The organism is Myxococcales bacterium, from assembly GCA_016706225.1.
In the GTDB taxonomy this organism is placed as follows: Bacteria; Myxococcota_A; Polyangia; order Polyangiales; family Polyangiaceae; genus JADJKB01.
Genome location: JADJKB010000024.1, coordinates 51524 through 69816, shown reverse-complemented (window position 1 = coordinate 69816; position 18293 = coordinate 51524). Strand labels below are relative to the sequence as shown.

At 67.1% G+C, this 18293-nt stretch carries 15 protein-coding genes; 7 read left to right on the top strand and 8 right to left on the bottom strand.

The features are described from left to right. The first annotated feature begins 21 nt into the window (after positions 1-21). Positions 22-1611, top strand: a complete 1590-nt coding sequence (locus IPI67_36150) for a hypothetical protein (GenBank protein MBK7585605.1) — start codon at positions 22-24, stop codon at positions 1609-1611. Here IPI67_36150 and IPI67_36145 read toward each other — a convergent pair. Continuing rightward, on the bottom strand, positions 1608-2693 hold the full coding sequence (locus IPI67_36145; protein MBK7585604.1) for an FAD-binding oxidoreductase: 1086 nt from the start codon (positions 2691-2693) through the stop codon (positions 1608-1610). The two genes, IPI67_36150 and IPI67_36145, sit on opposite strands and share 4 nt — an antisense overlap. An 84-nt stretch (positions 2694-2777) precedes the next feature. On the opposite strand from IPI67_36145, the gene IPI67_36140 reads away from it, so the two are divergent. Next, the gene (locus IPI67_36140) at positions 2778-3890 is read left to right on the top strand and encodes a COX15/CtaA family protein (protein ID MBK7585603.1); all 1113 of its coding nucleotides are present in this window, start codon (positions 2778-2780) and stop codon (positions 3888-3890) included. 76 nt (positions 3891-3966) lie between these two features. Continuing rightward, on the top strand, positions 3967-5157 hold the full coding sequence (locus tag IPI67_36135; GenBank protein MBK7585602.1) for an ester cyclase: 1191 nt from the start codon (positions 3967-3969) through the stop codon (positions 5155-5157). 97 nt (positions 5158-5254) lie between these two features. Here the strand turns inward: IPI67_36135 and IPI67_36130 are convergent, their stop codons facing one another. After that, positions 5255-5563: a PilZ domain-containing protein gene (locus IPI67_36130; GenBank protein ID MBK7585601.1), complete on the bottom strand. Its 309-nt coding sequence runs from the start codon at positions 5561-5563 to the stop codon at positions 5255-5257. Positions 5564-5728: 165 nt separating this feature from the next. Between IPI67_36130 and IPI67_36125 the strand changes: the two genes are divergently transcribed. Then, on the top strand, positions 5729-6943 hold the full coding sequence (locus IPI67_36125) for a phosphatase PAP2 family protein (protein MBK7585600.1): 1215 nt from the start codon (positions 5729-5731) through the stop codon (positions 6941-6943). Between the two features lie 390 nt (positions 6944-7333). Here the strand turns inward: IPI67_36125 and IPI67_36120 are convergent, their stop codons facing one another. After that, positions 7334-9643 carry a radical SAM protein gene (locus tag IPI67_36120; GenBank protein ID MBK7585599.1) on the bottom strand — a complete coding sequence of 770 codons (2310 nt, stop codon included), beginning with the start codon at positions 9641-9643 and terminating at the stop codon, positions 7334-7336. An 82-nt stretch (positions 9644-9725) separates the two neighbouring features. On the opposite strand from IPI67_36120, the gene IPI67_36115 reads away from it, so the two are divergent. Next, positions 9726-10361, top strand: coding sequence for a hypothetical protein (locus tag IPI67_36115; GenBank protein MBK7585598.1), 636 nt, complete (start codon positions 9726-9728; stop codon positions 10359-10361). 53 nt (positions 10362-10414) lie between these two features. Here IPI67_36115 and IPI67_36110 read toward each other — a convergent pair whose 3' ends face one another. The 3 genes from IPI67_36110 to IPI67_36100 form a co-directional block, all read right to left on the bottom strand. Next, entirely contained in the window at positions 10415-11284 is an 870-nt protein-coding gene (locus tag IPI67_36110) for a M23 family metallopeptidase (protein ID MBK7585597.1), read from the bottom strand. A gap of 121 nt (positions 11285-11405) precedes the next feature. Next, positions 11406-12296: a peptide chain release factor N(5)-glutamine methyltransferase gene (gene prmC, locus IPI67_36105; protein MBK7585596.1), complete on the bottom strand. Its 891-nt coding sequence runs from the start codon at positions 12294-12296 to the stop codon at positions 11406-11408. Continuing rightward, positions 12293-13681 carry a phosphomannomutase/phosphoglucomutase gene (locus IPI67_36100; GenBank protein ID MBK7585595.1) on the bottom strand — a complete coding sequence of 463 codons (1389 nt, stop codon included), beginning with the start codon at positions 13679-13681 and terminating at the stop codon, positions 12293-12295. Before IPI67_36100 ends, prmC begins: the two co-directional genes overlap by 4 nt. 186 nt (positions 13682-13867) lie before the next feature. On the opposite strand from IPI67_36100, the gene IPI67_36095 reads away from it, so the two are divergent. Then, positions 13868-15310 (top strand): hypothetical protein, encoded by a 1443-nt coding sequence (locus tag IPI67_36095; protein MBK7585594.1) that lies wholly within the window; start codon positions 13868-13870, stop codon positions 15308-15310. After that, complete coding sequence (locus IPI67_36090) at positions 15307-16875, top strand: discoidin domain-containing protein (GenBank protein MBK7585593.1); 1569 nt, start codon at positions 15307-15309, stop codon at positions 16873-16875. Before IPI67_36095 ends, IPI67_36090 begins: the two co-directional genes overlap by 4 nt. A gap of 7 nt (positions 16876-16882) precedes the next feature. Here the strand turns inward: IPI67_36090 and IPI67_36085 are convergent, their stop codons facing one another. Beyond that, positions 16883-17320: a YXWGXW repeat-containing protein gene (locus tag IPI67_36085; GenBank protein ID MBK7585592.1), complete on the bottom strand. Its 438-nt coding sequence runs from the start codon at positions 17318-17320 to the stop codon at positions 16883-16885. Next, positions 17320-18291 (bottom strand): prepilin peptidase, encoded by a 972-nt coding sequence (locus IPI67_36080; protein MBK7585591.1) that lies wholly within the window; start codon positions 18289-18291, stop codon positions 17320-17322. The genes IPI67_36085 and IPI67_36080 overlap by 1 nt, the downstream gene beginning before the upstream one ends. Between the last annotated feature and the right edge of the window lie 2 nt (positions 18292-18293).

Sequence of the window (18293 nt, the reverse complement as noted above, 5' to 3'; positions counted from 1 at the left end):
CCTCTTGCGACCTCGGTCAGCATGCGCACCCTCGTCGTCCTGTGTTGGTTCGGCTTCATCATCGGCACGCCACGCGTCGCCGCGACCAAGCCCTTCATGGCGCCTGCACCCGCGCTGAGCACCTACGTCGCCTCCCACGGCTTCAAACCGGCATCGAACCCAAACGCCAACTTGTCCGCGCTCTCGCCGATGGCTCACTCTCAACTGGAGGTGTTCCTGCTCGAGGGCGCCGAGGCCGGAGCACAGACCGGCGATCCGGTGCTGCTCGCGTGGTTCGCCGCCGCAGATGCGAGCCTCGCCCCGTGGCGGCTCACCAACTGCGGCGACTACAACTACGACATCGACTACGACTGCAACGTCGTACCTTGGGGGGGCAACATCTGGCAGGTCGGACTGGGGGTCCAGGTCAGTGATCACTATGGCGACGTTGCCAAAGCTTTTGCGTGGGCCCACCCGAACCGCACGACCAAGGACGTGGGCGACGAGGTGTTCCGACTCGCGGCTCAGAGCAAGGCGTTCCCGTCGTCAGTGACGGTCGCCGCGCTCGCCGCGAGCCCGGGCGGCACGACACAGGGCATGCACAACAGCTACTGGCTCTCGGCGCTCGAGCGCGACCTCCGGGTCAGCGCCTACCTGGAGTCGTCGGACACGAATTCGTGGCCCTGTTACCGAGCCGGCTACCCCGCGTGGTGCGCTTGGTACCGACAGCCCAACAAGTGGCAAGAGTACAGCGATGTACTGTCGATGGTGATCCGCTCGTGGAATCAGATCCAGGACCAGTGGCAGTCGGCGAAGGTGCCCGACGTGATCGTGGACGACGCTGCCGCTGGTTTCAGCAGCTCCGCTCCGCTATCGGCAGACGGCAAGGGTGGCTGGCGGGGTCGTTATGCCTGGGTAGCTGCTTCCTCCAGCGCAACCGTGCTCGGAACTTGGAGCGCAAAGCTCCCCGTCGCGGGCAAGTGGACGGTGAGTGCCTTCGTGCCGTACGGCAACCACGCGACCGTGTCCGCCGGGAAGCTGGTGGTCCAGGCGCTGGACGGGCAACACGCGGTGAACGTCGATCAGTCCCAGATCGGCGGCAGCTTCCAGAAGCTCGGCAGCTTCGCGTTTGGAACCAGCGCCAAGGTGACCCTGAGCACTCTGGGCGCTCCCGGTGAATACGTCGGCTTCGATGCGCTGCGTTTCCATCTGGTCGAAGCGACGACGGAACCTCCAACCGACGGCGGCACGGATGGCGGAAGCGGGGGAAGCGGAGGCAAGGCTGGCAGTAGCGGGGGAACCGGAGGCAAGACCGGGAGCGGAGGCGCGGGCGGGGCTGGCGCTGTCGGCGACGACGGAGGCAGCGACGCAGACCCGAGCGACCCCGAGCTTGGCGGAGCTGCGGGCGGCGGTGCCGGTGAGGCCGGAACGGCAGGCGGGTCGGGTGACGCCAGCGCTCCGGACGCGGGCGGCAACCCCGGACGCGTGGGTGGGAAGGCGGGGGAGACGATCCCTGCGGACGACGGAGCGGGCTGCACGGTTTCGCACTCCACGACGAGCGCTGATCTCGTCTGGCTCTTCTCTGGTCTCCTCTGCCTCCGCCGACGGCGCGGAGTGAAACCCAATCGCTAAAGCAACCGCGCTGGCGTCAGGTGTCGATGCAACGGATCGCCCGCGCCCGTGACACCGGCCGCCAGTACACGCCCCGCCGCGACACCCGCCGTCATGCCGTGACCGCCGAGCCCGGCCAGCCAGAACAGCCCAGCGACGCGCGGATCCGCGCCGACCACACTCGCCTTGTCGGGAGCGAAGGTGCGCAGACACGCCCAGTAACGCCGCACGCGGGCACCCGCGACGGACGGCGCCATCTTGCGCAGGCGCTCGAAGAGCAGCTCGAGCGCGGCCGGATCCGCGGCCGGATCTTCCGCGTGCCAAGGCACGGCGTCGCCAGGGCTCGACAGCAGCGCGCCGGACTCGGGGCGATAATACGCGCCGAGCTCTGCATCCCAGACGGTGGGCGCGTCGGGTGCGATGGCAACGTCGGGCTCGAGCATCACGAGGTGACGCCGCACCGGGGTGAGAGGTAGCGGCGCGCCACAGGTCTCGCCGACCTCGCTCGCCCAGGCTCCGCCTGCGATCACCACGACGTCCGCGGGATGGGTCTGTTCGCCGCAGGCGACGCCAGTCACGCGCCCTTTGTCCGTGAGCACACGGACCGCTCGATTCTCGACCGCGATGCGGCCTCCTGCGTCCCGCACGGCCTTGGCGAGCGCCGTCGCGATGGCGTGCAGATCGATCACCCCGCCCCCGGCAACCCACAGCGCAGTGGTCGCGTGACCGCCCATCACGGATGGCGCTCGTCGTACGAGCTCGGCTTGTGTCAGCCACTCGACTTCGATCCCCACGCTGGATGAAATGTCTGCGAGCGGGACCAGGGCATCGCGGGACTTCGCCGTGAGCAGCAAGCCATCCTGCCGGAGCCAGCGTTCGCGCGCCCCGAATAGCTCGTCGAGCAGCGTCGCGCTCCTCACGCCCAGCTCGGCGACTGGACGCGGCGACTCGACCGCCCGGTAAATGGCCGCGTTCTTGCCGGAGCTCATGGCAAAGAGCTGGGCTTCGCGCTCTAGCACCAGAACGTCGCCCGCTCGCGCGGCGCACAGTCCCCACGCGGCTGAGAGCCCTGCGATGCCACCACCGACCACCACGATTGCCATGCGCGCTTCGCTCGTCCGTCTTGACGCCCGATAAATCTGGGGCAAAGCATACGCGCCCGCCGCCCCCACGCGAGCAAACATTCGATGTCGATTGCGCCCGCCCCCGCTCTGCCCTCCGCGCGCCGCGCCGTCGTCGTGTGGCTGTGGCTGTGCGTGGTGCTCCTGCTCACGATGATCGTGCTCGGAGGAGTCGTGCGACTGACCGGTTCCGGGCTCTCGATCACGGTCTGGGAGCCCATCGTCGGCACGCTGCCGCCCCTCGACCACGCGGCTTGGGAGCGGGCGTTTTCGCTCTATCAACAGAGCCCGGAGTTCCGCCACGTGAACTCGGACATGGACCTGGCCGCATTTCAGCGCATCTTCTGGCCAGAGTACCTGCACCGGCTACTCGGTCGCTCGATTGGAATCGTCGTGGCGCTGCCGTGTGCGTTCTTCTTGTTCAAGGGCTGGTTGGATCGCCACACCGTTCGGCGTTTGGTGCTGTTGTTGCTGCTCGGTGGACTGCAGGGGCTCGCCGGCTGGTTCATGGTCGCGAGCGGCTTGGTCGACGCGCCCCGCGTCAGCCACTACCGCCTAACGCTCCACCTCGGCATGGGATTCTTGATCTTCAGCTACGCCGCCTGGCTCGCGCTCGAGCAGACCTTGGGTGGCTTCGTGGTCACCGAGGGTTGGCCCCGGCTGCGGCGCGCGCTCGGTCTCTTCACGGCGCTCGCCGCGCTCACCGCGCTGTCCGGCGGTCTGGTCGCCGGGCTCAAGGCCGGCCACGCATTTCCGACTTTCCCACTCATGGCGGGAGAGCTGGTCCCTACCGGCCTCCTTGCGTTGACCCCGACCTGGAAGAACGGGTTCGATAACGTGATCACCGTGATGTTCCAGCATCGAGTGCTGGGCACCGCTGTTCTGGCCTTTGCGATTGGACTCGCCTACGCGGCGCGCAAGGCGGAGCTGCCGCGGCATGCTCGACGTGGCTTCGATTTGATCCTCGCCGCTGTCTTGTTGCAGGTCACCCTGGGCATCACGACCTTGGTCTTCTACGTGCCCGTGGCCCTGGCCGCCGCACATCAGGGCAACGCCGCACTCGTCCTGGCAGCCGCGCTCTACGCGGCTTACGCACTCAGGCGCTGGCCCGCGCACGTAAAACCTCCAGCGGGCGCCAGCGTCTCGCCGCAGGCAAACCCGGTTCTCAGCGCCTCCTGAGCAATCCCCGAGCGGGCGTTGACGCCGCACCCAGCGGCGCGCTATCTCGCCGCCCGAATCGGAGGGAAATCAGATCATGAGAATTCGACTTACCGCGCTCGTCGCCGCATCCGCACTCTATGCCGCTTGTGGCGGCAGCCAACCGCCGGCCGAAACGCCGACCGACACGCCCCCCGCAGCCGCGGACATGCCACCTGCCGACTCCAGCGCCGCCGACACCGCGCCCGCGCCGAAGGCCGAGGTCAAGCCTCTGCTCGATCGACAGAAGGCGTTTGCCGACTCCGAAGAGAAAGCCTTCAACGCACACGACGCCAAGGCCATCGCCGCGCTCTACGCCGAAGACGCCGTGAGCGTGCACCTGGGCCCGAACGGGCTGGAAGAGCAGAAAGGGCGTGCGCCCGTCGAGAAGATGTTCGCGGAAGTCTTCGCGGCGTATCCGGACATGAAGACGGCGACGCGCCGCGTCCTGGCAAACAAAGACGTATCGATCGCCCAGTGGGTCGCCACCGGCACGCACAAGGGTGAGTACATGGGGATGAAAGCGACCAACAAACCGGTCGGCTTCCATGGCGCGACCCTGTTTTGGATCAACGACGCCGGCTTGGTGAAGCGGGCGATGACCTACATGGACGGCGCGACGATCGCCGGGCAGATCGGCATGATGAAAGCGCCCGTGCGCAAACCCGCCCAGCTGCCCGACGGCGCGGCCACCTGGGTTCTGGCGAGCGGCGACGCGGCCGAGGGCACCAACGTGGACCTGGTGAAGGCCTTCTACGCCAGCATGGAAGCCAAGGACGAGAAGAAGTTCCTGGAGATGGTGGGCAAGGACGGCGTCCACGTGGACTACACGATGCCCGAAGATTCCAAGGGGCAAGCCGGGGCCAAGAAAGAGATGGCCATGATCAAGAAGTCGTTCCCGGACATGAAGATGTCTGCGCCGAAGATCTGGGCTTTTGGCCCGAACTTCGTGGTGGCCGAGGTCGAGTTCAGCGGCACGCACACGGGCCCCCTGGGACCCATCAAGGCAACGAACAAGAAGTTCCACGGCCACGGCCTCGACGTGATCGAGCTCAAAGACGGGAAGTTCGTCCGCGGCGAGAGCTACGGCAGCATGATCGAGCTGATGAGCCAGCTTGGATTGATGGAAGGGCCGAAGCCCGGCGACAAACCTGCGACTCCTGCCAAGGCTGAAAAGACGGCAGCGGCCGCCAAACCCGCCGCCGCTGAGAAGTCCGCGGCGCCAGCAAAACCCGCTGCGAAGAAGTGAGCGGCTGCGGCGAGCGTTCGGTGCGAGGCTGAGCCGGCCGCACAACGCAAGTTTCGGGCTCGGTGCGGACGCGACGTCCTCGCCGGGCCCGCTCTGTTCATGCCGCTGTCGAGAGCTGAGCGAAGATCCGCGAGAAGGCCTGACCGGTGGCGAGCACCTGCAGACCCATGACGTCTCCCTCGGCGCGCTTGACCACCGCCACCGCAACTGCAGTGGTTGCATCGGCCAGCTTCAGCCGAACGGTGACCCGCGTCCCAGGTGCCCATAGGAACGCGCTCTTCAGACCGAGACCCGCCACCGAGGCGTCCAGGCCGACCGCAGGCGTCTCTACCCACCCGTCGCTGACGCTCGCCACGACGTCCAGTGCCATCCGCTCGTGCTTCCGCATCTTGGTTTGCTGGGTCATGGTCACGCTCCTGAGTGTCATCCTGAACGGTTTTGGGCGGATCTTCATTGACCGGGCCGGCCATAGTCCTGAGCGCGGCGGCCAAGTCGCGGGGCCGAGCCCGAGAGCACAGGAAGCCGTTCTGCGTGAGAAGCTCTGGGCTGGTGTTAGCCTTCAGCCCAGCTGATGCTTCGCTGCTTCGCTTCGTCCGGCCGGTGCGTGCCGGCCCGCTTTGCCCCCGCGGCGCCCCCTGACGCTTGGGAGCGCTGCGTCGTCGCCCTGCTCGCGGGCTTCGCTGTCATCGTCTGCGGAGCGGGCGAGGCGCGAGCCCAGGCGGTGGCCCCGACGCCCACCACTGCGCCTGTCGCGCCTCCGACCGCAGCCGGAGAACCCGCGGCAAGCGCCCCCACCGAGCCGGCGCAGGCGGAGGCAACGGCAGGCCCAACGAACGCGGTCGAGCATGCTCCGCCGATCCCCAGCAAAGCCACGGCGAGGAACCCCCGCCCGGCTCGGTCCGAAGCGAACCCGGAGGGCCTGGCCTGCAAGTACTGCGGCCCCACTGTACCGAGCTCACGCTCAGCCATCGGACTGCACTGGCATGACCAGTGGCGGCGAGTGGGGTATGCCGAAGCGATCACCATCGGCGTCGCGACGTCAGTCACCGTGGCCCACTATCTCGTGAAACCCGAGGGCGAGCCGCATTGGTCGAGTCCTATCCTGTACGACAAGGTCGCTCGGGACCAGCTGCGCTTCGGCTCGAGATCTGGCCGCGCGAACGCCGCGACCGTGAGCGACGCACTCATCGTTGGCTCGCTGGTGGCGCCAGTCTTGGTCGACAACGTGCTCGTGACCTGGGTCGGGCACCAAAGCCCGGACGTGGCGTGGCAGATGGCGGTCATCAACGCACAGGCGTACTCGCTGACGTTGAGCCTGAACGCAGTGTCGAAGCGCTTCGTGGCGCGAGAGCGACCCTACGTGCGCGAGTGCCGCGACAACCGCTACTACTCGGTCAGTTGCGACTCACCGGAGCAATATCAGTCGTTCTACAGCGGACACGCCGCGTTCACCGCCACTGGCGCGGGTTTGACGTGCGCGCATCACACGCAGTTGGCCCTGTACGGCAGCCCTCTTCTCGACGGCGGTGCCTGCGTGCTGGCCATCGGGTTGACGACCGCTACGGGCATGCTGCGGATCTCTTCGGACAGCCACTGGGCGAGCGACGTCTTGGTCGGGCACTTGATGGGCTACGCTTCCGGCTACCTGATGCCGTCCCTGCTCTACTATCGGAAACTCCGGCTCAGCGCGGCCGAGCCCCATCCCGCGGCCGAGCCCGTTCAGACCGCGATCATTCCGTTCGTTTCGAATGAGTCCGCGGAGCTGCGAATGATCGGGATGTTCTGAGCCGAGGGAAGCGCGACGGCTTCTCAGCGCTGTCGCATCTTGCGCTCGATGAGCTCGATGAGACCGTCGGGCCCACCGCGCCTGGCCGGCGCCCGCCGGCCGAGATCGCGCAAATGAACGTGGCCGCGACGCGGTTCGACGCGACTGGGACCGGGTTGAACGGGCTCCCACGCTGCCCCAGAAATGGAGCTCTGACGCTTCGGTCGACTCACGGCGGCTTTCCTCCCTCCAATTGTTCTGCAACGCGCGTGCCGGCGAGTCGATTCCGCACGATGTCTGGAATTCCGCAAGATCCGCGGGGCTCGATCTGCACCGACAATCTCGTGACGGTAACCAGTGTGCGCGTCGTGGCAACCGCACCACAGTCATTGTGGTCTCCGGACTCCAGGGTCAGCGAGCAGGACCCGTCAGACCGGTCGCTTCGACCCCTCGCACCAGGTCTTCGGGTCGGATCAACCACTCCGGCTCGGGCACGTCCGTCAGCCGGTAGAACCCGCCACAGAACACCTTTCGGGTGCAGGTCCCACATGGGGGCCCGTAAGAACGTTGCTGGCGGAGGTACTCGAACAGATTCACCTCCTCGTTGTTCACGAACAGCATGTGGCGTTCGAGCTTGAGCAGATCACCGACCAGGTACGCCTCGTACCCCGGCATGAAACACCACGGCAGGTTGATGACCTGCAGCTTCAGGCGGTCCTTCCACTCGTCGATGACCCGCATCACGATGCCGGCCGCGACGGCGGTGTCCGGTGCGACGGTCTCGGTGGCCCGGCCGAATGGCGTCAAGAACTGGATGTTCAGCCACGCGAGGCCCAGCTCGTGGATGAGTGCGGCGATCTCGCCGAGGTGGCGGTGGTTCGACAGCGTCAGGGTCACATTTGCACCCAGCTCCAGTCCCGGCGGGGCTGCGGCACGCACGTTGCGGATCCCCTCCAACATTTGCTCGAAGGCCTCCGGCACGCCAACGTTCGCTGCGTGAACGTGTCGGCTCGGACCGTGAATGCTGAACAAGATGCTGCTGACGCCGCTCGTGGCGAGCTTCCTGGCGTACTCGGGATAGAACGCCATGCGCCCGTTGGTGGTCACGTTGATCTTCTCGTAGCCAATGCGGCGAGCGTAACGGATGAGAGGGAACAGCTTGTCGTAGAGCGTGGGCTCACCCCCGTCTAGATCGAGCAGCGAGACACCGAGACGCCGATACTTGTCGAGCAACTCCCGCTGTCGGTCGAAGTTGCCGTCGACCTGGGTACGCGTGCCGACTGCGCAGAAGGTGCAGTGGTTGTTGCACTTGTAGGTGACGTTCATGATGATCTTCTTCGGCCCCTGCATGGCCGAGAGCCGCAGCTCGAACGTCTCCTTGAATTGCTGCAACTCCGCCGGCGAGGCGTACTGGTTGGTGGCGCTGGCGAGCTTCTGAAAATGCGGCCCGAAATCCGAGACCAGCGGCAGCGCCCCGACGGACCGGGCAAGGCGAGTCCCGGGCAGCGGCGTTGCGAATTGCACGCTGGGCCAGACCCCGAAGTTCTCGTGCAGCTCGAGGGCGTAGTCGAGCGTCCGGTTCATTTCCTCTCGTGTCTCGCCGGGGAGACCGATCATGAAGTGCACCAGCAGGGGCACGTTGGCCGCCTGCGCTTCGCGCGCAACGCGGCTGATGTGAGCAAGATCGAGGTCCTTGTCGACCACCTCGGTCACAACGCGCTGCACGCCGCTCTCGGCGCTGACACTGAGCGTCGTGATTCGCTCGGCCAATAGCCCGAGCTGTTTTGGCGTCAGGTGGTCTGCCCGCAGGCCGTTGGGGATCTCGAGGCGGAGCTCTCGCTCGGCCACCAACGCGAGTAGCGCATCGAAGTGCCGTTCGTTCGCGTTGCTGAGCTCGTCGAGCAGGTGAATGCGTCGTGCTCCGAGCTGAACCAGCTGATCGAGGTGCTGGGCCAGGCGCGCTGGCGAGAGGCGGCGCTGCCGTTTGGGTTGGCCCGGCGACAGTCCCGGATTCGAAGAGCAATGGCTGCAGCGATACGGACAGCCGCGCGAGCTGACCAGCGGCAAGGACTGGCCATCGATGGGAAACGCCCACCCGGGACGCCCGAGCTCCGCCATCAGCAGCGTGTGGAAGCGGAAGTAGGCCGGCACGTCGATGGCGTGCCACGCGGGCAACGGGAGCAGGTCGAGATCCGGCGGCTCGACGCCGTCTACGACCTGGCGCGTGCTCGGCCGCCCGGCGGCGAGGCGCTCGATCAAACCCGGGAGCGACGCCTCGGCCTCGAAGCGCAGGAATACGTCGACCTCGGGATAGGCTGCGAGAATTGCGGCGCCCCCGACGTCCACGAAGTGCTGCCCACTCTGGTAAAGATCCGCCAACACGACCGCTGTTGCTGGGCGCGAGGCGCGGAGCGCCGCGAGTAGCTCGGCGAGCACGGGCTCCCGCACGGGTGGACGGTGGAACGGCGTGTACTGCACCACCACGACGTCCGTGTCGGGGATGTCGCGCGCGCCGAGCGGCGCCCCCAGCTGGAACCAGCTACCGTCAGCCGGTCCGGCTGTCGAATCCGCCCGTCCGAGGGCATCGAACAGCGAAACCTCGTGGCCGGCGGCCTCGAGCACAGCCGTGGCGGAGAGCGCGCCAAGGTCGGCGAAGTACGGGTAATCGACGAAGTCGCGCGAGACCCGGAGAGGGGGAAAAACCACCGCGACCCGCGCCATCACCGAAGCGTAGCGTGGTTCTGACCGGCGGGTGCCGGAAGGCCTTGACCTCCGGCCGCCCGGCGGCAGATACCGTTCACCGATGCGCCGGTTTCTCGCAGCTACGAGCTTCATCGCCGTGAGCGGCACCGCACCGCTCGCCGCGGCGGTGGAGAACGATTGGGACGGCGACTTCGGACAAAAAGCCGAACGTCGCAGCGACTTCACTGCGGGCGTCTCGTTCGGGCTCTTCGCCGCAAATGCCTACGGCTACCCGAACGAAGCTCGCAAGATCGGCAACGACGCCTACGTCGCCGACACGGGCCTCGGGGTTGGCACCGCGCGCACTTATTGGATCGGCGGCGCCCTGCGGGATTGGTTCACCTTCGGTGTCGGCTATTGGGACGTCGGCTATTCGGCCAAGACCCTCGATGCTTCGGGATTCGGAGTGGTGTTCCGGGTCGAGACCTTTCCCTTCTGGGCCTACGGCGGGAAGTGGCGCGACGCGGGGGTTCAAGCCAACTTCGGCATCGGCGGCATGAAGCTCGAAGAGGGGGCCGACAAGAGGGCCGACGGCGGCGCGCTCAGCATCGTCGGGCTCGGCGCTTTCTGGGAGCCCGTGCGCTTCAGCATCTTCTCGTTCGGCCCGAACATCGAATACACCCACCTCTTCAGCCGCACCCTGAGCCTCTACGGCACGACCGTAGGCGCGCGTTTGGTGCTGTACACGCGCCCGTAGGACCGCAGCCTTTCGGGGAGTGACGGCGCACGCCCGTCGTCGATGCGCGCGGCTCACGGAACGTTCTTGCAGAAGCGCGTCGATGGATTGACCAGGTACTTACAATCGTAAAATACCGGGTTCTGCCCGACACCGTAGCTTCCCTTCTTGAACGTGGCGGTCGCCAGGTGCACGTGCGGGCCAGTTGCGCAGCCGGAGTCGCCCACATACGCAATGATGTCCCCCTTCTGCACCTTGGAGCCAACCTTGATGCCGGATTTCACGCCGCTGATGTGGTGGTAGCGCACGTAGAAGTCGTTGTTGGGCTGGAGGGGATCACCACACGCGGCCTTGAGCATGATGAAGTCGCCGCTCTTGAGACACGCGTCGGAGCAGGTCTGCTTCACCGGGTCGTAACACTTGGGGTCGCCGTTGTTGCGAACGAACTGGACCACTCCATCCATGCCGGCCGGGATGGGGGTGCCCTTCGGACTCGAGAAGTCGATGGCCGCGTGCTGTCGCCCGCTTCCGCTGTAGGGGCAGTCGTTCCAACCTCCGTTGGTCGGGATGTTACCTGGGGGTTTGGCCAGACAGCACGCGGGCGCGCTCGCATCGCTCGTGCTCGAGTCCGTGGTACCGGAGTCACTTGCACCGCTGGCGTCCGGAGAGCCGCCGTCAGCGGCACCCCCGCCGCCTGCTGCTGCGGCGGCTCCGGCAGCACCGGCGGCTCCGGCCAGCCCCGCTGTCCCGCCCGCGCCCGCGCTTGCCGACGTTCCGCCCGATCCGCCCGCTGCCGTACCACCCGCTGCGGCGCTGCCCGAGTCCGCTCCGCCCGAAGCGGGCGGAATCGGCTCGCCGTCGTCCGAGCCACCGCAGGCCACGGCACCAACCAGGAGCGCAAACACGGGAGCAGCGAGACGACCGACGCCAGAAGCGATCCGCATGCGAGCCTCCTTGCAAGGACGCGGCCCGCCGGTCCGACCGGGAAAAACCCCGCTGATCCGCCCTAGGAGATGGCCATGACGCCAACCTCGCCTTGGCGCCAGAAACCCCGAGTTGGCGGCGCTACGCCGGCGCCTGCCCGCTCACCACGCGTTCGTGCCCGCCCAGATCGCGCCGCGCCTCGATCTCCAAGAACCCGTGAGACGCGAACAGTTCGAGCACCCGCCCGGCTTGATCGTACTGAACTTCCAGAGCCAACAGGCCACCCGGCACGAGCCGAGCCCGCGACCCGGCCACGATGCGTCGGATCACGTCCAGTCCGTCCGCGCCCGCGCACAGCGCGAGCTTGGGTTCGAAATCTCGGATGCCCGCGTCGAGCTTTGCCAGCTCCGGCTCCGACACGTAGGGCGGGTTGGCCGTGATCAGATCGAAGCGGTCCCCTTCCGGGAGCGGCTCGAAGAGGTCACCCGCAAGCCAGCTCATGCCAAAGACCGTGCTCTGGCGCAGTGAGTTTTCGAGCGCCAGCGAGAGCGCAGACTCCGACACGTCCGTCGCGGTGACGCGCCACGTCGGGCGGCGCTTCGCAAAGGCGATGGCCACACAGCCGGAGCCAGTGCACAGGTCGAGCGCCCTGCCGAAGAGGTAGCGCGCGCGGGTGCGGTCGAGTGCGACTTCGACGAGCACCTCGGTGTCGGGGCGCGGGATCAACACCCGGGCGTCGACGCGAAAGTCGAGCCCGAAGAACTCACGATGACCCAGGATGTAGGCGATGGGCTCCAGCTTGCGTCGTCGTTTGATCAGCTCGCGGTAACCAGAGAGCTCCTTCGGTGAGAGCGGACGTCGACTCTCGGCGATGAGTCGAATCCGATCGAGGCCCAGCGCCTCGGAGAGCAGCAACTCCGCATCGAGGCGCGCGCTCTCGATCTGTCGTCCGCGAAAGTCGTCCGCGGCCCACGCCAGGACTCGCGCCACGGTCCAGTCATCGGTCGCCTGCGCTTCACCCACTCCGCTCATCCGCGCCGGCTCTCCGTGGCCTCGCGCGACGCAGCGAGTGCCGCCTCGACCGTGCTCCGGACCTCGGCCAGGCGGGCCGCTGTCGGTGCCTCGAAGCGCACCACAATCACCGGTCCGGTGTTGGAAGCTCGCACCAGTCCCCAGGCGCCGTCTGGGTAAGTGATCCGGGCGCCGTCGATCTCGTTCAGCTCGCCGGTGCCGCGGAGCCGCTCGATCACCCCCGCGACCACGTCGAACTTCAGCGCGTCCGGGCACTCGACGCGGATCTCGGGCGTGCTCACCCCCTGCGGCAAATCAGCCAGCAGCTCGACCACCGTCTTGCCCTCGCGGGCAAGGATCTCGAGCAAGCGGAGCGCAGCGTAGATGCCGTCGTCGTACCCGAAGTAACGATCCGCAAAGAAGAAGTGCCCGCTCATCTCGCCAGCGAGGGCCGCGTTCTCCTGCTTCATCTTGGCCTTGATCAGCGAGTGCCCCGTCTTCCACATGATGGGACGGCCCCCGTGTTTGCTGATGTCGTCGTAGGTCGACTGGGAACACTTGACCTCACCGATGACCGTTGCCCCCTTCTTTTCCGCCAAGATCCCCCGGGCAAACAGCGCCAGCAGCCGATCCCCCCACACGATCTCACCGCTTGCGTCGACCACACCCATGCGGTCGCCGTCACCGTCCCAGGCGATGCCGACGCGGGCGTGTTTCTCGCGCACCGTCGCTATTAGGACCTCGAGGTTCTCCGGCACCGTCGGGTCCGGGTGGTGATTCGGAAACGCGCCGTTCATGTCGCAATACAGGGCCACGGGCGCAAGTCCCGCGTCCCGCAGCGCGCGGACACCCAGCGGACCCGCTGCCCCGTTGCCGGCGTCGATCACGACCGTCATGTCGGTCTTGGCCAGCCGAATGCCCTTTCTGAGCGTCTCGAGGTAGGCCGCGTCGATCGGACAGGTCTCGAGCGAGCCCTGCGGGCCCAGCGGCTCGGTGCTGGTCTCGGTGTATTCGCGCAGCTTCTGGATGTCGGCGCCGTAGAACGACCCCTTCGCTTTCATGATCTTGAAGCCGTTTTCGTCGCCCGGGTTGTGGCTGCCGGTGATCATGACCCCGCCATCGGCCTCGAGGTGATGCACACCGAAGTACATGAGCGGCGTCGGTCCGACGCCAATGTCCACCACGTCCGAGCCGGCCTCGGTCAAGCCGTGCACCAGCGCGTCGAAGAGCCGCGGACCCGAGCGACGACAGTCCCGGCACACGACCACGCGGGGGGGAGCCTTCGCCGCTGGGTCCGGTCGCAACATCTTGCCCAGACCGCGACCGATCTTCTTGACCAGGTCGTCGGTGAGGTCACGGTCAGCGACGCCTCGAATGTCGTACTCGCGAAACACGTGGGCAGTCATGGGATCGCGGGACCATACACTCAAAATCCGAGATCGTCAGGCGTGCCTCGCTCTGCCAGGCACCCGAGACCGGCCACTCGCACTGGCGCCCGCGCGGCGGCCCGTGCCCGTACCACGCGGCGGGACTGAACCGGCGGCTCGGCTCCCCGTGGCAATCGGCAGAACTTGATAGGCTGCGAACGGCCGATGACCCCGCCTGCACGCATCGAAGCTCGCGCGCTGTCCATCGGCGCCGCGCTCGTGGTGCTCGCGTTGTGCGCCCGCGCGCTGGTCCGACCCGACCCCGAATGGGACGCCTGGGCCTATCACCTGCCCTTCGCTGCACGACTCTGGGACATCGTGCCCCGCTCGAGCTTCGAGCTCGACCAACATCTCGAGCTGCTGTTCCGCGCTTATCCCGTGGCCATGGAGTGGCTGCAGGGATTGCTCTGGAGGCTGACCGGACACCTGCAGTCCAGCAACTTGGTCGCGCTGGGCTCGCTGCTCTTGTTCATCGAGCTGCTGAAGCGCCGCTTCGGCGTGAGCCGACCCAGAAGTGTCTTCGCGCTGCTTGCGATCCCCATGGTGCAGATCCACGCAACGAGCGCGTACGTCGATCTGCCGGCGAACGTCGCTGCGGCCAGCGCAGTCTTGCTCAGCTACCGCGCCGTGACCGCACAGCAAGCCGAGCCGTCGGAGCTCTCCCTGGCGGCGGCGTGTGCGGCCCTGGCGGCGGGTTCGAAGTTTCAGATGCTGCCCATCGCAGGCCTGTCACTGGCAGTGATCCTCTTCGTCTCGCTGCGGCAGAACACGGCCCGCACACCCACCCGGCTCGGGATCTTGCTCCTGGCGCTCGCCTTCGCCGCGTATCCGTACGTGCGGAACACACTCACCTTGGGCATGCCGTTCTATCCGGTCAGCGTCTCGGGCTTGTGGAGCCACGGACCGCTGCTCGATTACGAGGGTCCGCGCGAGCTCGCGAAGCTGCCCGGCGCAGTGCGCTGGTTGGCGTCACTGCTCGGTCGCGGCGAGCTGGACCCGTCCCGCGGTTATTTCAGCGTGGACGCCACTTCCGGCACGGCCGGAGGCCGGACGTACCAGATGGGCGGGTATTTTGCGCCCTGGGTCTGGTGTCAGCTGCCCTTCGTCTGGCGTCTGAATCGAGGAGGGTCGCGCGCCGCGCTCGGAGCGTTGGGCGTCTTCGCACTGCTCACAGTGCTCGTCGCGGTGTCACCTCAAGCGCATCAGTTACGCTATTACTCGTACTGGATCCTGGTCGTCGTTGCACTGAACCTCGCGCGGGCGGAGACCCTGCGCCAAGGAGCGGCGTTCGGCGGACGATTCTACACACGCCTCTCGGTGCTTGCGTTCGCGAGCGTGCTGCTCCTGACCCGCGCCCGCTTTCTCGATCCCGGTTCAGCGCAGCGGCCGCTCGCGCGTTTCCTCGAAGAACGCACACCCATCGAGGTCTTGGCTCGCTTGCGCCCCGGAGGAAATTACTGCCTGGTCGGCGAGCCGTATCCGCCGTTTGCCTTCAGTAGCGAATTCGTGCGGAGCCAGCCGTATTCGCTGAAATCGAGCTACTTCGCCAAGAACTGCGGCGCGCGGGAGATCGTGCCGCTGACCCCCGGCGCGGAGCTCCGGCGATGACCCGAACGCTGACCGTGTCTCTGTTGGTGTTGGGTTTGCTTGCACTCACCCTGCGCGGCCGGCGCCGGGGCATGACCTGGGGAACGACGCTGGGTGTGGTCCTCGCGGTCGGCGCGTCGTTCTCGGTGCTGCAACTGGCGGCGCCGGGCGGCAGGTTCGTGCCCGCGCTCGCCTTTTCTCTGCTCGGAGCCTTGGCCTGGCTCTCCGTCGCGGCCCTTCAGCGCATCGATGACCGCCTGGTGATCGCGATGCGCGTCACGGTCTCACTCGCGATCGCGCTGCTCGAGCCACGCGCCCTTCCCGTGGTGCTGGCCCTGGCCGGTGAGCGCCACGTGGAGCGGCTGCCGTCGTCGGTGGTGCGTGTGCTGCCGCTCGCCGCAGCGGGACTATTGCTGTTCCTCGCTTGGCTCAGCGGCGGGCCACTCTCGACCCGCGCCGTTGGCGCCATGCACGACGCTTGGCTCACGCAGCTCGCCGACCTTCGACACGAACAGGCCAGCCTCGAAGGCGCCATCGCAATGCTGTGCACACTTGCCCTGTTCACGCTTGGCATCACCAAGCGCGGCGAGCTCTGGCTGCTCGCGCTCGTGTGCGAGCTCGCGTGCCTGGCTGTGTTTCCCGCAGGAGAGCAGGCACTGTTCCCTGTTCCCGTCGTGCTCGCGCTGCTGCTCACTCAACGGCCCCCCGACGGCGCAGCTCGCCCCGCGCGCTCGGAGCCTCGGAAGACGGCCTGGGCAGCGGCGGTGGCGCTGCTCGTCGCCAATGGGGTGATCCCGCTGGTAGCCAAGGACCGTGCACTGTTCGCGTCCGCCGCTCGCGCACACACCACATTCAAACCGTCGGACGTGCTCCTGTTCGCGGAGCGACCGAGCTTCGAGCTGACGCTGTACGCCGAACTGCCGAGCGTCGCCTTCTCCGACGCACGGCGGCGCGCTCCCGACCAGCCGCCCATCGAGATCTTGGGCAAAGAACACTGGGCCGCCCATCTCCGGGGAGCGCGACTCTGGGCGGAGGTCGATACCGAGGGCCAGCCACGGTTCGCCGACGCGAGTGATGCCTGGAGTCGCATCGTGTGGGGGGTCACCGTTGCCAGCGCCGGCTCGCGCCTGCGAGAAGTGCGGGGGCTGACGTCGTCAGTGCCCTGCCGAGCGCCGGCGATCGCGACGCGAACGCCTGGCAGGCAGGCTTCGGCCAGCGCGTACCTGGAGCCCGGACCTGTGCGCCGCTACGCGCCCGAGCGAGCCTTCGACGGCGACGCAACGACCGAGTGGCTCGCGCCTGTCATTCCGGTGCCGTGGCTCGATCTCTCGCTGTCCAAGCCTCGTACCGTCGCAGGCGTTCGACTGCTCGGCGCCCAGAATCTGCCGTACCGCGACTTCGAGCCGCGCGGCGTCCGAGTCGAATTGTACCGGAGGGCGACGCTCGCACGCGCGATGGACGCGAGTCTGACCGCGGGCCAAGCTCGAGACGTCGTGATCCGCGGCGACGACATCGACTGCGTTCGGCTCTTGATCCTGTCCTATCGTGGCCGCGGCGGCGGGCTGGCGGAGGTCGAGCTCCGCTGAGCGATGTTCACTTGCCCGGTCGGTACTTCTCGGCAGGCTTCCCGCAGGGAACGGGCGTCGCACAGGCGGTGCGCGCCTTCTCCGGAGTGAGCTCATCGACGTTGTCCGGGAACCAGTGCCAGCGGAGAAGCTGCAGCGCACCCGCCTCGGGCCACGAGAGTGTTGGCCGCGCGAGGAAACAATCCTTGGGAGGCACGACCCAGCCACCCGCGCCCCACACCCAGCGACCGCCGACCCAATCCCAGTGGCCATCGAGCCAGACGCAGGCCTCGTTCTCTGGCTGTTTCGACACCACCTCCGCCTGAGCGGGCGGCGGGGGGTAGTCCACACTCTGAAGCAGGGCGGCCTCCGGCGGCTGCGGACCGAACTTGGGCACCGGCAGACTGGAGGAGCAGGAGAGCTGAGCGGGGGCGACCAGCAACCCGAACAGAAGAGCGCCCCGCATCAGAGAACCCACACGTAAGCGAGGTAGGTATCCACGATCACCCGACCGAACAACATGAACTCCAGGGTCGCGAGCACCAGAAACGGGCCGAACGCCAGTCGAGACTGGCCGAGGCCCGGTTCGGCTTCATGTCCGATCGGATCGAGCTCCAGCTCTGCCTCGAGCTCGGCGCGTTCCTCCTCGGTTTCTGCCTCGGTGATGGCCTGCATGAGCTCTTCGCGTTCCCGTTTCACCGCGTCGGGCTCCTCGATCTTCCCCTGAGCCACGAACACGACGATGGCCGCGATGGTGCCCTGAACCGCCCCGGCGAGCAGCGCGAACACCGCGCCCTGCCAGCCAAACCAAGCGCCTGCGAGCATCGTCAGCTTGGCGTCACCCAGCCCCATGCCGGCCCTCCCACGGAGCTTTCGGTAGAGCACGTCGAAGGGCAGCCAGATCATCACGAAGCCGATGGCCGCACCAGTGATCGACTCGACCCAGGTCAGCTCGTGACGGAGCGGCACGCTCAGCACACCGAGCAGGGTTCCGCCAAGAGTGATCTCGTCCGGCAAGATCATGTGTTCGAGGTCGATGAACGCCGCCGCGATCAGCCCGAGTGCCAGCGCGAAGTACGGCAAGAACAAGAAGAGCGCTCGCCACCACACGGTGTCCGGCGGAAGCGGAGCCACACGTACCTCGAACACGGCCCAGGCGGCGAGCCCGCCGAGCGCTTCCACCAAGGGATACCGAGGAGAAATCCGCGCTCCGCAGCAGCGCGCCTTGCCGAGCAAGAGCAACCAACCAAAGACCGGGATGTTGTCGAACGCGCGGATGCTCTTGCCACACGCCGGGCAACGAGACGGCGGGTGTGCCAGGTTCTGCCCGCGCGGCAGCCGATAGATCACGACGTTGAGGAAGCTGCCGAAGGCGAGACCCAGGGCCACGACGGTTCCCACGATGAACCAGGGCGGGAGGTCGGCGAGCGTGGGCACGA